This window comes from Pantoea sp. Sc1, assembly GCF_000255315.1.
GTDB classification, from domain to species: Bacteria; Pseudomonadota; Gammaproteobacteria; order Enterobacterales; family Enterobacteriaceae; genus Pantoea; species Pantoea anthophila.
Genome location: NZ_AJFP01000001.1, coordinates 998,608 through 1,012,606 on the forward strand (window position 1 = coordinate 998,608; position 13,999 = coordinate 1,012,606).

10 protein-coding genes are annotated in these 13,999 nt (G+C 58.4%); 5 read left to right on the forward strand and 5 right to left on the reverse strand.

The features are described from left to right. The first annotated feature begins 85 nt into the window (after window positions 1–85). Complete coding sequence (locus tag S7A_RS04705) at window positions 86–1,579, forward strand: pitrilysin family protein (protein ID WP_009088402.1); 1,494 nt, start codon at window positions 86–88, stop codon at window positions 1,577–1,579. Between the two features lie 2 nt (window positions 1,580–1,581). Here S7A_RS04705 and S7A_RS04710 read toward each other — a convergent pair whose 3' ends face one another. Next, window positions 1,582–2,454 carry an alpha/beta hydrolase gene (locus tag S7A_RS04710; RefSeq protein WP_009088404.1) on the reverse strand — a complete coding sequence of 291 codons (873 nt, stop codon included), beginning with the start codon at window positions 2,452–2,454 and terminating at the stop codon, window positions 1,582–1,584. Between the two features lie 489 nt (window positions 2,455–2,943). Here S7A_RS04710 and msbA point away from each other — a divergent pair, with 489 nt between their 5' ends. Next, window positions 2,944–4,707, forward strand: coding sequence for a lipid A ABC transporter ATP-binding protein/permease MsbA (msbA, locus tag S7A_RS04715; protein WP_369750587.1), 1,764 nt, complete (start codon window positions 2,944–2,946; stop codon window positions 4,705–4,707). Here msbA and S7A_RS04720 read toward each other — a convergent pair. After that, window positions 4,679–5,611 (reverse strand): sugar kinase, encoded by a 933-nt coding sequence (locus S7A_RS04720; protein WP_009088407.1) that lies wholly within the window; start codon window positions 5,609–5,611, stop codon window positions 4,679–4,681. The two genes, msbA and S7A_RS04720, sit on opposite strands and share 29 nt — an antisense overlap. Window positions 5,612–5,891: 280 nt before the next feature. Between S7A_RS04720 and pdeH the strand changes: the two genes are divergently transcribed. Then, entirely contained in the window at window positions 5,892–6,665 is a 774-nt protein-coding gene (gene pdeH / locus S7A_RS04725) for a cyclic-guanylate-specific phosphodiesterase (protein ID WP_009088409.1), read from the forward strand. Between the two features lie 63 nt (window positions 6,666–6,728). Then, window positions 6,729–8,789, forward strand: coding sequence for an AsmA family protein (locus S7A_RS04730; RefSeq protein WP_009088411.1), 2,061 nt, complete (start codon window positions 6,729–6,731; stop codon window positions 8,787–8,789). On the opposite strand, the gene ppiC is transcribed toward S7A_RS04730, so the two are convergent. Continuing rightward, window positions 8,790–9,071, reverse strand: coding sequence for a peptidylprolyl isomerase PpiC (ppiC, locus tag S7A_RS04735; RefSeq protein ID WP_009088412.1), 282 nt, complete (start codon window positions 9,069–9,071; stop codon window positions 8,790–8,792). A gap of 75 nt (window positions 9,072–9,146) precedes the next feature. On the opposite strand from ppiC, the gene rep reads away from it, so the two are divergent. After that, window positions 9,147–11,168, forward strand: coding sequence for a DNA helicase Rep (gene rep / locus S7A_RS04740; RefSeq protein ID WP_009088414.1), 2,022 nt, complete (start codon window positions 9,147–9,149; stop codon window positions 11,166–11,168). A gap of 46 nt (window positions 11,169–11,214) precedes the next feature. On the opposite strand, the gene gppA is transcribed toward rep, so the two are convergent. Continuing rightward, window positions 11,215–12,699, reverse strand: coding sequence for a guanosine-5'-triphosphate,3'-diphosphate diphosphatase (gene gppA, locus S7A_RS04745; RefSeq protein ID WP_009088415.1), 1,485 nt, complete (start codon window positions 12,697–12,699; stop codon window positions 11,215–11,217). Between the two features lie 6 nt (window positions 12,700–12,705). Then, on the reverse strand, window positions 12,706–13,998 hold the full coding sequence (rhlB, locus tag S7A_RS04750) for an ATP-dependent RNA helicase RhlB (RefSeq protein WP_009088417.1): 1,293 nt from the start codon (window positions 13,996–13,998) through the stop codon (window positions 12,706–12,708). Window position 13,999: the final 1 nt, after the last annotated feature.

Sequence of the window (13,999 nt, forward strand, 5' to 3'; positions counted from 1 at the left end):
CGATTCGGCGCCAGCCGATTCGTTAATAACAGCGGCACGTCGCGCCAGTGATAACGATATTTGAATTATTTGAGTAGGGGTTCACATGCAGGGCACCAGAATTCGGCTTTTGGTTGGTGGATTAGTGCTGGCAGCAAGCAGCTATGGTCTCCAGGCAGAAACGCTGCAACCGGATCCGGCCTGGCAGGAAGGCAAGCTGGATAACGGATTTAACTGGCAGTTACTGGCCACACCGCAACGCCCCAGTGACCGCATCGAACTGCGGCTGGTGGTCAACACCGGCTCACTGGTGGAGAGTGCGCAACAGACCGGCTTCAGCCATCTGCTGTCGCGTCTGGCCATGGTGCACAACACCGCGCTCGACACCCAGCAGCAGCGCGCGCTATGGCAGCAGGCGATGGATCCTCAGCGCCCCCTGCCGCCCGTCATCGCCTCTTATGATTCCACCCAATATAATCTGAGCCTGCCGAACAACCGCCCTGAGCTGCTGAAAGAAGCGCTGAACTGGCTGGCGGCCACGGCGGGCAATATGGCGATTACCGAACAGGTGGTGAGCACCGCGCTGACGGCCTCCGATCCGGTCGCCACCTGGCCGAAAGATACGCAGGATGTCTGGTGGCGCTACCGCCTGAAAGGCTCGGCGCTGCTGGCGCACGATCCTGCGGCGCAGCCACGCGCCCCGGTTGATTTAACCCAGCTCAACGACTTTTATCATCAGTGGTACACCCCGGATGCGATGACGCTCTACGTGGTCGGCAATGTCGACAGCCGCAACCTCTCTGAGCAGATCAACAAAACCTTCTCGGCACTGACCGGCAAACGCGAAACACCTGCGCCACTGCCCACCCTCTCCCCGCTGCCGCACGAGCCGGTGAATCTGGTCAGCAGCAACATGACGCAGGATCGCCTCTCACTGGTGTGGGATACGCCGTGGCAGCCGATTCGTGACTCGCAGAATCTGCAGCGTTACTGGCAGGGCGATCTGGCCCGTGAAGCGCTGTTCTGGCACGTTCAGCGCGCGCTCAGTGACAGCAAAGCGCAGGGCATACAGGTGGGATTTGACTGCCGCGTGCTCTATCAGCGTGCGCAGTGCTCGATCAATCTTGATGGCCGCAACGACAGTCTGGCGCAGAATATGAATCTGGTGGCTCGCGAGCTGGCTAATGTGCGCGATAAAGGCTTACCGCAGGAGGAGTTTGATGCGCTGATGGCGCAGAAGCTGCTGGAGCTGAATAAGCTGTTCACCACTTATGCCCGCACCGACACCGATGTGCTGATGAGTCAGCGGCTGCGCTCCCAGCAGAACGCCGTGGTCGATATTGCGCCTGAGCAGTATCAGAAGCTGCGGCAGGCCTTCCTGGCGGGTCTGACCCGCGAGCAGTTAAACCAGGAGCTGCGCCAGCAGCTGACCCAGGAACTGATGATGGTTCTGATCCAGCCGGAAGGCGAAGCGGAAACCAACGTGAAAAGCCTGCAAAACAGCTGGGACAAAGTGATGGCACCGTCAGCGGCACCGGCGGCCAGCAATGAAGCCACGCCGCCGGACAGCAACGTCAAAGACGTGCCGCCTGCGGCTTAAGATCAGGTCTTTGCCCTGAGCCACTCGGTCACCAACATCGGCCAGCTGGCGAGGGGCAAATCTGCCACTCCGCGGATACCAAATCCGTGCCCGCCTTTCTGATAGAAATGCACCTCTGCTGGGACCTTATGCTCCCGCAACGCACTGAAAAACGCCATGCTGTGATTCACCGAGACGGCTTCGTCGTCGGCGGCGTGGATCAACAGCGTTGGCGGCACCAGTGGGTGAACCCGGGTTTCCAGGGAGTAGGCCTCAATCGTTTTCTGATCGGGCCAGGCACCCAGCAGGCGGGTTCGGGCGCCTTCATGAGCAATGCCATCACGCATGCTGATCAGCGGATAGACCAGGATCATCGCATCCGGGCGAGGTGAGAAGTTTTCTGCCCCATCCTGCACCGGATAGAGTTTTTCCGCGAAGCGTGTGCCCAGGCTGGCCGCGACGTGGCCACCCGCCGAAAAGCCCATCATCACAATGTACTTTCCATTCAGGCCACGCTGCGCCCGTTCACGCAGCACACGCACGGCGCGCTGTGCATCGGCCAGCGGCGCATCGGGGCCTTCATGATGACCATCATAGGGCAGGCGGTAGGTCATGACCGCCAGGGTGTAGCCCATTGAGGTGAAGAAGGTCGCCAGGGCGCTGCCTTCACGGTCGATCATCACACGCTGATAACCTCCGCCTGGCGCGACCAGCAGGGTGATCCCGTTGGATTCGACCGGATGCCAGATCGCCATCTCCGGGCAACGTACACCGGTGGCGGCGCGATCGTAAGGCTCATACTCTTTTGCCATATCGACGATCTGCGGCTGTGCCCGCGAATCGCTGGCACCTGGCGCATCACCGTGTGGCCAGATATTAATGATTTCTGTGTGCATAAATAGGTCCTGATGCGGAGAATATTTTAGTTGTTTTGTTCACGGCCGGAGAGCACAGCGTCCTGCTGTTGTTGATTAAAAGATGGTCTTTTTTACGGCGAACGTCCATCCGAAAAGGGCCGAATCGGGCAGATTCGGACTATGCCTGGTGGCGCTCAGGTGGTTATAACTGGCTAATTTTATTCAATAAATTATAAGTCTGGTTGAAGGGGATGGCCGGGTCGCCTGTGCGATTAACCACAATTTTTCAGCGTAAGGGAAATGAGTGGCATGGCCCGCTTTACTAGCCGCAATTTACCGGATATCACACTGCGGGCGCTTAAGAGGCGATAATGATTTTATCCCCGCCAGATCCGGGCCTGGAGGCAGGGGAGAAGTACCAGTCTCATTTGAGACTGTTTATGATTCCTGGCGACAGGGCAGTTTCCGGTTGGTTGATACGGTTTAACATATCATCATCCGTTTCTACACAACGGTAAGATGCATGCCATGTCTGAACCCACACTCTCTGCCAGACAGACGTTTACGCGACTGTGGCCCACCATTTCACCCTTCAGGCTGGGCCTGGTGGTCGCCGGGATAGCCCTCATCGTCAACGCCGCCATAGACCCGTTTATGCTGACATTGCTGAAAAGCCTGCTGGACGATGTGATGGGCAGGCGGCATACGGGGATGCTGCTGTGGATGCCGCTGGTGATTATCGGGCTGATCCTGATCCGCGGCGTCAGCGGCTATATCTCCGGTTACTGTATCTCCTGGGTCTCCGGTAAAGTGGTGATGAGCCTGCGCCGTCGTCTCTTCAGCCATATGATGGGGATGCCGGTGGCGTTCTTTGATCAGCAATCAACCGGCACGCTGCTCTCCCGCATCAGCTACGATTGCGAGCAGGTCGCCTCTGCCTCTTCCGGCTCGTTGGTCACGGTGGTGCGTGAAGGTGCCTCTATCCTTGGCCTGTTTATCATGATGTTTTACTACAGCTGGCAGCTTTCCCTGATCCTGCTGGTACTTGCGCCCGTGGTGTCGCTGGCGATCCGCCTCGTCTCCCGGCGCTTTCGCCGCATCAGCAGGAACATGCAGGACACCATGGGGCAGGTCACCTCCCATGCTGAGCAGATGCTGAAAGGGCATAAAGAGGTGCTGATGTTCGGCGGTCAGCGGGTGGAGACAGAGCGGTTTGGGCAGGTCAGCAACAGGATGCGTCGCCAGGGGATGAAAATGGTGTCGGCGACCGCGTTGTCCGATCCGCTTATCCAGTTAATCGCCTCTTTCGCACTGGCTTTTGTGCTCTATGCGGCCAGTTTTCCGTCGGTAATGACGACGCTGACAGCGGGCACCCTCAGCGCGGTCTTTTCCGCCATGCTGATGCTGATGCGTCCGTTAAAGTCCCTGACCAGCGTCAATGCGCAGTTCCAGCGCGGCATGGCCGCCTGCCAGACACTGTTTGCGATTCTGGATACTGAGCAGGAAAAAGATGAGGGCACCCGCGTTATCGGACGCGCCGCCGGTCATATCGCGTTCCGCAACGTCAGCTTCACCTATCCCGGTTCGGAAACGCCCGCCCTGAACGCAATCAATATTGATATCCCGGCCGGGAAAACGGTCGCCCTGGTAGGCCGTTCCGGCTCAGGTAAATCGACCCTCGCCAGCCTGCTCACGCGTTTTTACGATATCGACAGCGGCGAAATTTTGCTGGATGGGCACGATCTGCGTGACTATACCCTGGCCTCGCTGCGCGAGCAGATGGCGCTGGTCTCTCAGCATGTTCATCTGTTCAATGACACCATCGCCAACAATATCGCCTATGCCCGTCGTGATCTCTTCAGCCGCGCCGCAGTCGAACAGGCGGCGCAGATGGCTCATGCCATGGAATTCATCAATAAAATGGAGAACGGGCTGGATACGATGATTGGGGAGAATGGGGTGCTGCTGTCGGGTGGACAGCGCCAGCGCATTGCCATTGCCCGCGCCCTGCTGCGCGACAGTCCCGTTCTGATCCTCGACGAAGCGACCTCGGCCCTCGATACCGGCTCAGAACGGGCGATTCAGTCTGCGCTGGAGACGCTGCAGCAGAACCGCACCACGCTGATTATTGCGCACCGGCTCTCAACCATTGAGAAAGCCAATGAGATCCTGCTTATCGAAGAGGGCCGGATCGTTGAGCGCGGCTCGCATCAGCAGCTGCTGCAGCAGAACGGCGCTTATGCCCGGCTTTATCAGATGCAGTTCAGTCAGGCATCGCCTCTGCCGGAATAATCGCGCCACGATGCTGAATCACCGTGCTGGCGATCAGATGCCCGCGCTGTGCGGCGGCTTCAGCCGATGCGCCGGTCAGGCGGCGCGCCAGATATCCGGCGCTGAACGAATCGCCCGCGGCCGTCGTATCCACCACCTTCTCCTTCGCCAGCCGGACCGCAGGCACCTCAATCAGCGGCGCATCACCCGTGGCGACCAGGCAGGCCTCCGCACCCCGCTTAATCACAATTTCGCTGGCGCCTGCTTCGCGGGTTCGCGCGATAACCTCCTCCAGCGGCTGCTCGCCCCACAGCAGATGTTCATCATCCAGGGTGAGAAAGGCGATATCGGTACAGCTGAGCATGGCGCGATACGCGCTCTGCGCACTGGCCCGATCGGCCCATAAACGCGGGCGATAATTATTATCGAAAATCACCCTGCCGCCCTCTGCCCGGCAGCGGGCCAGAAGCTGCATCAGTTTCTCCCGGCTGGCAGCGGGCAGAATCGCCAGACTGATGCCGCTGAGGTAAAGATAGTCATAGTGCGCCAGCTGGTCGGCGATCGCCTCTGACTGCGGGCTGTCGAGCCAGTAGCGGGCCGCGGCGTCGCTGCGCCAGTACCAGAAGGTGCGCTCGCCCTCCGCATCGGTTTCAATCACATACAGGCCTGGCATTTTATTATCGAGACGCTGAATCAGGCCGGTGTTGACCTTCTCCTGCTGCCAGGCGGTTATCATCTGATCGCTGAACGAATCCGTCCCCAGCGCCGTGACGTAATCGACCCGTAACTGCTGCTCATCCACCTGGCGGGCGAGATAAACCGCCGTGTTCAGCGTATCGCCGCCAAAACCCCGTTTGATGTTCTCACCCTTTTCCGACAGCTCAATCATGCATTCGCCGATAATGGCAATTTTCTTCTGCGTCATGGTTTGCAACCCGTAGTGAAAGAGTGCTCAGTCTCGCGTCTGGTATGGCAGTCGTCAACGCTTTTAAAACGCTGTTTTGATTTAGCTTAAGGTGCAGGGGAGGGCTAATCTGGCGGATAAGAGGCGCTAATTTCGGCTTTTTTTACCGATTATGCGGGCGACGCAGCTGATAGACTTTCCCTTTTTGTGGCCGGGTCGTTCATCTCTTTACCACAGACACTCACGATAATCGCAGCTGCGTCACCCGTTTTGGGGACATATTATCAACCAGGAAAATACCATGGTGATGGAGAGTATTAGTCAATGGCTGCCGTCTTCGATTGACCCTGATTATCAAACGGAAACCCCGCTCTTCTGGCAACAGTGCCAGCGGCGCTATCGGTTCCAGCCTATCTATCGGGTAACCGGTCGGTTACTCGCCATTGAACTGCTGACCGCCGTTTCTCATCCTGCCCAGCCGGAACGGAATCTGTCACCCGAGGCCTGGTTTGCCGGGCTCGATATCGCCCAGCGCCTCAATGTGATCTATGAGCAGCTGGAACTGCTGACGCAGTGGTCCGCCTTCTTCGAGCGCAACGGTGTGGTCGCGTCGGTCAACATCGATGGCCCCTCGCTGCTCTCTATTCAGCACCGGCCCGCCATTCGTCGCCTGATCGCCCGCCTGCCCTGGATCCGCTTTGAGCTGACAGAGCATCATGCGCTGCCACAGGCGGAGAGAGTCGCTAAGATCCCGGAACTGGGCCCGCTGTGGCTGGATGATTTTGGCTCCGGCATGGCCAATTTCTCCGCGCTGACCGAACTGAAATATGACTACATCAAGCTGTCGCGCGACCTGTTTATTCTGCTGGGCAGTTCTGATGAAGGGCGCAGCCTCTTTTCGATGCTGCTGGCGCTCATCAATCGCTACTGCAACGGCGTGATTGTCGAGGGCGTGGAAACGGAAGAGCAGTGGCAGCAGGTCAGGCATTCCCCGGCCATCGCGGCTCAGGGCTACTACTTTTCGCGGCCTGTCCCATTTTCTGAACTGAATCATCTGACTCTCCAGCTTCCCTGATGCCGTTGCCCGCCGTCTCGACTATCTTTAACGCAGGCCGTGAAAGAGCAAGGAGAAAGCGACATGTCGCGTACCGGGAAAATCGTCAGTTGGGTTGCAGGCATTCTGGTGTTGTTGATTGTGGTGATTATTGTGGTGATCGCGACATTTGACTGGAACCGTCTGAAGCCCACCATCAATCAGAAAGTCTCAACCGAACTCAATCGTCCTTTTGCCATCCGCGGGGATCTGGGGATCGACTGGGTGCGCCATCGCGACGAGTCGGGCTGGCGGCGCTGGGTGCCGTGGCCGCAGATACACGCTGAAGATATCATGCTGGGTAACCCGCCCGGCATTCCTGATGTCACCATGGTCCATCTGCAACGGGCCGACGCGACGCTGGCACCGCTGTCGCTGCTGCACAAAGAGCTTTTCATCCCGTGGATTAAGCTGCAGCGACCCGATGCGCGCCTGATTCAGACGGCGGATAAAAAGAATAACTGGACGTTCGATCTCGCCGGTAGTGACAAGGATGACAAGGACAGCGCGCCCTCGGCCTGGTCCTTCCGGCTGGATAATATCCTGTTTGATCAGGGGCAAATCCGCTATCGCGATGCGGTTAACCGCGCCGATGTCACGGTACAGGTGAATCCGCTGGGCAAACCGGTGCCCTATGCGCAGATTGCCGGCGGTGACGATCAGCAGAAGGGCGCGGGAGACTTCGTCTTTGGCTGGCAGGCCAGTGGCACCTACAACAATGAAAAGCTCAGCGGTGAAGGCAGGATTGGCGGCATGCTCTCGCTGTGCAGCCAGAACACCCCTTTCCCGGTGCAGGCCGATGTGCGAAACGGCACCACGCGGGTTCAGGTAACCGGGGGCGTGCAGGACCCGATGAACCTGGGCGGACTGAATGTGCGTCTGCGCTTCTCCGGCGATACGCTGGCGAACCTCTATGGCCTGACCGGCGTTCTGCTGCCTGATACCCCGCCTTATGAAACGGACGGCCATCTGATCGCGAAATTCAGCGGCGAAAAGGGCGCGGTCTACCGCTATGAGAAATTTAACGGTCATATCGGCGACAGCGATATTCATGGCTCGCTGATCTACACCCAGGGCAAACCGCGTCCCACCCTCACCGGGGAACTCACCTCTGAGCAACTGCGCATGGCCGATCTGGGGCCGCTGATTGGTGTGGACTCCGGCAAAGGGAGTGAGAAGACCGCCCAGGCCAAAGCCCGGCGCGGTGAGAAATCGAATCAGCCTGCTGACCGTGTACTGCCGCACGACAGGTTTGAAACCAAAAGCTGGGATGTCATGGATGCCGACGTGAAGTTCAGCGGCAAACGTATCGAACACAGCAACTCACTGCCGCTGAGCGATCTCTATACCCACTTACAGCTCAAAAACGGCGATCTGCTGCTGGATCCGCTGCGCTTTGGTATCGCGGGCGGCAATCTCAACAGCACTATCCGGCTGGAGGGCGATCGCTCACCGATGCGTGGCCGGGTTGACCTGCATGCACGCAAGCTGCGTTTGCGTCAGCTTTTCCCGGATGTGCAGGCGATGAAGAACAGCCTGGGTCAGCTCAACGGTGATGCCAGCTTTACCGGCACCGGCAACTCGGTCGCCGACCTGCTGGCGACCAGCAACGGTCAGCTGAAGCTGCTGATGAATGACGGGCTGATCAGCCGCAATCTGATGGAGATCGCCGGACTTAACGTGGGTAACTACGTGGTCGGCAAACTCTTTGGCGACGATCAGGTGCGCATCAACTGTGCGGCCACCGATATCAGACTGCAGAATGGTCTGGCGACGCCGAACCTGTTTGTGTTTGATACCGAGAACGCGATTATCAATGTGTCAGGGAACGCCAACTTCGCCAGTGAGCGACTGGACCTGTCGATCAATCCGGAGAGTAAAGGTGTGCGCATCGTCACGCTGCGCTCCCCGCTCTACGTGCGCGGCACCTTTAAGAATCCGGATGCGGGCGTGAAAGCGGGGCCACTGCTGGCCCGTGGGGCCGCTGCCGTGGCGCTGGGTGCGGTCGTGGGACCGGCAGCGGCGCTGCTGGCACTGATCTCCCCCAGCGACAACGAAGACAACCAGTGCAGCAACGTTCTGCAGCAGATGAAGCAGAAGAAGTAACTAGTTGCGGTAGAGCACTTTGATAATGTGATAACCAAAGCCGGTCTTTACCGGCCCGTAAGGCGTCAGCAGCGGGCAGGTAAAGACCGCTTTATCAAAGGCCGGTACCATCTGTCCCTGCCGAAACTCGCCCAGATCGCCCCCCTTACGGCCGGAAGGACAGGTCGAATGCTTCTTCGCCAGCTGCTGGAAATTGCCGCCCTTCGCCAGTTTCGCCAGAATCTCTTTTGCCAGCGCTTCCTCTTTGACCAGGATGTGTAAAGCCGCCGCGGTTTTCGCCATGTTGGTATCTCGGTTGTGTATAATTGCCGCCCAGTATAAACCCCTTTCTTTTGATTCAATCAGGCGATTTCTTCTATGCGTTTAAACCCCAGCCAACAACGTGCCGTCGAATTTGTTACCGGTCCCTGTCTGGTACTGGCGGGCGCGGGATCGGGCAAAACCCGCGTAATTACCAATAAAATCGCCCATCTGATTCGTGAGTGCGGCTATCAGGCGCGACACATCGCTGCGGTGACCTTCACCAATAAAGCCTCGCGCGAAATGAAAGAGCGTGTGGCGCAGACGCTGGGTCGCAAAGAGGCGCGCGGGCTGCTGATCTCCACCTTCCACACGCTGGGCCTGGAGATCATCAAGCGTGAAACGGCGGCGCTGGGCATGAAGTCCAACTTCTCGCTGTTCGACGATCAGGATCAGCTCGCCCTGCTGAAAGAGCTGACCAGAGAGTGGCTGGAGGAGGATAAGACGCTGTTGCAGCAGCTCATCTCCACCATCTCAAACTGGAAAAATGACCTGATCGATCCGCAGGGCGCGGCCGCGCAGGCGCGTTCACAGCAGGAGAATATTTTTGCCCACTGCTATGGCCTCTACAGTCAGCATCTCAAATCGTGCAACGTCCTCGATTTTGACGATTTGATCCTGCTGCCGACGCTGCTGCTGCAGCGTAATCAGGAGGTGCGCGAACGCTGGCAGCAGCGTATCCGCTATCTGCTGGTGGATGAGTACCAGGATACCAACACCAGCCAGTATGAGCTGGTTAAACTGCTGGTTGGCGCGCGGGCGCGCTTCACGGTGGTGGGTGATGATGACCAGTCGATCTACTCATGGCGCGGCGCGCGGCCTCAGAATCTGGTGCTGCTGAGTCAGGACTTTCCGGCGCTGGAGGTGGTGAAGCTGGAGCAGAACTACCGCTCCTCGCAGCGCATTCTGAAAGCGGCGAACATCCTGATTGCCAACAATCCGCACGTCTTTGAAAAGCGGCTCTTCTCCGAACTGGGGCAGGGCAGCGAACTCAAAGTGGTGACCGCCAACAGCGAGGAGCATGAAGCGGAGCGGGTCACCGGCGAACTGATTGCGCATCACTTTATCAAAAAAACGCAGTACAAAGATTACGCGATTCTCTACCGGGGTAACCATCAGTCACGCACCTTCGAAAAGTTTCTGATGCAGAACCGCATTCCCTATCGCATCTCTGGCGGCACCTCGTTCTTCTCACGGCCGGAGATTAAAGATCTGCTCGCCTATCTGCGCGTGCTGACTAACCCTGAGGATGACAGCGCGTTCCTGCGCATCGTCAACACACCGCGTCGCGAGATTGGTCCGGCGACGCTGCAGAAGCTCGGTGAATGGGCGAATCTGCGCAGCAAGAGCCTGTTTCATGCCAGTTTTGATGTCGGGCTGGGTCAGACACTCAGCGGACGTGGCCTGGAGCATCTGCAGCGCTTTACTCACTGGCTGAATGAGATCATCCAGCTGACCGAACGCGAGCCGGTCAACGCCGTCCGCGATCTGATTCGCGGCATCGATTACGAAAGCTGGCTGTTCGAAACCTCCGGCAGTCCGAAAGCCGCAGAAATGCGGATGAAGAACGTCAACACGCTGTTTCAGTGGATGACCGAAATGCTGGAGGGCAGCGATATCGACGAGCCGATGACGCTGGCCCAGGTGGTCACGCGCTTTACCCTGCGCGACATGATGGAGCGCGGTGAAAGCGATGAAGAGCTGGATCAGGTGCAGCTGATGACGCTGCACGCCTCCAAAGGGCTGGAGTTCCCCTATGTGTTCCTGGTAGGTATGGAAGAGGGGCTGTTGCCGCATCAGAGCAGCATCGATGAGAACAATATCGAAGAGGAGCGTCGTCTGGCCTACGTCGGCATCACGCGGGCACAGAAAGAGCTGACCTTTACCCTCTGCCGTGAACGGCGGCAATATGGCGAGCTGGTGCGACCGGAACCGAGCCGTTTTCTGCTGGAGCTGCCGCAGGACGATCTGCAGTGGGAGACGGAGCGCAAAGTGGTCAGTGCCGAGGAGCGGATGAAAACCGGGCAGAGCCGGGTTGCCGGTCTGCGGGCGATGCTGGATAAAGCCAGAAAAGGGTAAGCGCGTCGGGCGGAGAGGCGAAGGCGATTCGCCTCAGACGCAGGTATTACGACAGGGTTAACAACCAGTGGACATAGGACTGATAGTGGCTCTCCTGCTCCAGCAGCTCGCTGCGCAGCGGATGCGCTTCCAGCCAGCCAGCGGGCAGGGTCAGATGCAGGGCATCATCGTCCGCCTGGAGTCGTACCGCTGGCAGGGTGTCATCGCGGCGGCGGGTTGAGAAAATAATCGCCAGCCGCAGCAGACGGCACATCCGTTCCGCCAGACGCGGCGGCAGGGCGTTTTGCTGGGTCAGCAGCGCCAGATCGATGCTGCCGCTCTGGTTTTGCAGCAGGCAGGCCAGCAGCTTCTTCTGCGCCGGGGTGAAGCCAGGCAGGTCCAGATGGCGCACCAGGTAAGCCGCATGCTGTGGCGCATGCCGGAAGTCGACGCTGAGGCCGATTTCGTGGATCGCACAGGCGCTGAGCAGCAGTTCACGACAGCGCTGATCCAGCTTCCACGAGGTGGAAACCTGACGGAAGAAGCTCTCCGCCAGCTGACGCACACGATCCGCCTGTTCAACATCAATGCTGAAGCGGCGCTGGACGTTGTGAAGCGTGCGGGTGCGGATATCGCGGTCAACGGGCAGATGCAGCATGCCGTAGACCAGCCCTTCACGCAGCGCGCCGCCCGCCAGGGTCATGCTATCGATACTGAGCGTCTGGAAAATGGCGATCAGGATCGACAGACCGCTGGGAAACACCAGCGCCCGTTCCAGCGTCAGCCCTTCGATTTCAAGCTCTTCCAGTTTGCCGCACTGGATTGCGCGCTGCTTAAGCTGCTGCAGCTTGCTCAGCGTGATGCGCTCATCCATGCCCTGCGCCACCATAATCTCCTGCAGCGCCTGCACCGTGCCGGACGCACCGACACAGGCCTGCCAGCCCTGCTGACGCAGCTGCGCGGCGACAGGCTGGATCATCTCACGGGCAGCCTGCTCCGCCTGGTCAAAATTCTCTTTTGCCAGATGACGATCGCTGAAGAAGCGCTCCAGCCAGGTGACACAGCCCATCGACAGACTGAACAACACCGACGCGTGCGAACCATCGCCGGTTGCCAGCTCGGTACTGCCGCCACCGATATCCACCACCAGACGCTGGTCGGAGCCGCCTGTGGTGTGAGCCACGCCCTGATAAATCAGGCGCGCCTCTTCTTCACCGCTGATGACGTTGATGGTGCAGCCAAGAATCTGCTGGGCGGTATCGAGGAAGGTCTGCGCATTCGCGGCCAGACGCAGCGTGGCGGTCGCCACCACGCGAATCTGATCGGGGGGAATATCCTGCAGTTGCTCAGAGAAGAGCCGGAGGCATTGCCAGCCACGCGCCATGGCTTCGGCTGACAACTGATTACTGGCATCCAGACCGGCGGCAAGGCGAACCTTGCGCTTGATTTTTGCCACGGTCTGAATACTGCCAGAGACCTCGCGCACCACCAACATATGAAAGCTGTTAGACCCTAAATCAATCGCTGCATAAAGTGACGACGCGCTGAGCATGGTGGCCTAACCTGAACGTTTACGGTTGTTGTTGCGTGGCGCACCGCGACGATTAGCGTTATTGCCTCCACGGCGTGGGCCATTGCCGGAACGGCTGCGCTGCAGACGCTTAGGCGGCGGTAAATCGGTTAACAGGGCTTCGCTGCTGTACTTACTGACCGGGATGCTGTGGCCAATGTACTCTTCAATCGACGGCAGATTCAGCGCGTACTCTTCACAGGCCAGGCTGATAGAGTGTCCGCTGGCACCTGCACGACCGGTACGGCCAATGCGGTGAACGTAATCTTCACAGTCATCAGGCAGATCGTAGTTAAAGACGTGGGTGACCGCCGGGATGTGCAGACCACGGGCAGCAACGTCAGTCGCGACCAGAATATCCACGTCCCCTTTGGTGAAGTCATCAAGAATGCGCAGGCGCTTCTTCTGTGCCACATCGCCGGTCAGCAGGCCAACGCGGTGACCATCAGCGGCCAGGTGGCCCCAGATATCTTCACAGCGGTGCTTGGTGTTTGCGAAGACAATGGCGCGATCCGGCCACTCTTCTTCCAGCAGGGTCTGCAGCAGGCGCATTTTCTCTTCGTTAGACGGATAGAAAAGCTCTTCCTGGATGCGATGGCCGGTTTTCTGTTCCGGTTCCACTTCAACATATTCCGCGCTGTTCATGTGCTCGAACGCCAGTTCACGAACGCGATAAGAGAGCGTTGCTGAGAAGAGCATGCTCAGGCGCTGCGTGGCAGGCGGCATACGGCGGAACAGCCAGCGAATATCTTTAATAAAGCCGAGATCGAACATGCGATCGGCTTCGTCCAGCACCATGACCTGGATGGCACCGAGGTTAACGTGATTCTGCTTCGCGTAGTCGATCAGGCGACCGGTGGTGGCCACCAGAATATCTACGCCCTGCTCCAGCACTTTCAGCTGTTTATCATAACCGTCTCCGCCATAGGCGAGACCCAGTTTCAGGCCGGTTGAGGCGGTAAGGGGTTCGGCATCTGCATGAATCTGCACAGCAAGTTCACGCGTTGGCGCAAGAATAAGTGCCCGTGGCTGATTAACCTGACGACCTTCCGCCGCAGGATAAGAGAGAAGATGATGAAACGTTGACGTCAGAAACGCCATCGTTTTGCCGGTACCGGTTTGCGCCTGGCCTGCAACATCACGCCCTGAAAGCGTAAAAGGCAGAGCTAACGCCTGAATCGGCGTGCAGTATTGAAAGCCTTTACTATCAAGGGCTTCAACCACTTTAGGGTGCAGGGCGAAGTCGGAAAACTTCTGTTCAGTTAAGTGTGTTTTGCTCATA

What these genes read in the sequence shown, in the direction of transcription:
- S7A_RS04705 (WP_009088402.1), top strand. Translation starts at nt 86, where the DNA reads ATGCAGGGCACCAGAATTCGGCTTTTGGTTGGTGGATTAGTGCTGGCA.
- S7A_RS04710 (WP_009088404.1), bottom strand. Translation starts at nt 2,454, where the DNA reads ATGCACACAGAAATCATTAATATCTGGCCACACGGTGATGCGCCAGGT.
- msbA (WP_369750587.1), top strand. Translation starts at nt 2,944, where the DNA reads ATGTCTGAACCCACACTCTCTGCCAGACAGACGTTTACGCGACTGTGG.
- S7A_RS04720 (WP_009088407.1), bottom strand. Translation starts at nt 5,611, where the DNA reads ATGACGCAGAAGAAAATTGCCATTATCGGCGAATGCATGATTGAGCTG.
- pdeH (WP_009088409.1), top strand. Translation starts at nt 5,892, where the DNA reads ATGGTGATGGAGAGTATTAGTCAATGGCTGCCGTCTTCGATTGACCCT.
- S7A_RS04730 (WP_009088411.1), top strand. Translation starts at nt 6,729, where the DNA reads ATGTCGCGTACCGGGAAAATCGTCAGTTGGGTTGCAGGCATTCTGGTG.
- ppiC (WP_009088412.1), bottom strand. Translation starts at nt 9,071, where the DNA reads ATGGCGAAAACCGCGGCGGCTTTACACATCCTGGTCAAAGAGGAAGCG.
- rep (WP_009088414.1), top strand. Translation starts at nt 9,147, where the DNA reads ATGCGTTTAAACCCCAGCCAACAACGTGCCGTCGAATTTGTTACCGGT.
- gppA (WP_009088415.1), bottom strand. Translation starts at nt 12,699, where the DNA reads ATGCTCAGCGCGTCGTCACTTTATGCAGCGATTGATTTAGGGTCTAAC.
- rhlB (WP_009088417.1), bottom strand. Translation starts at nt 13,998, where the DNA reads ATGAGCAAAACACACTTAACTGAACAGAAGTTTTCCGACTTCGCCCTG.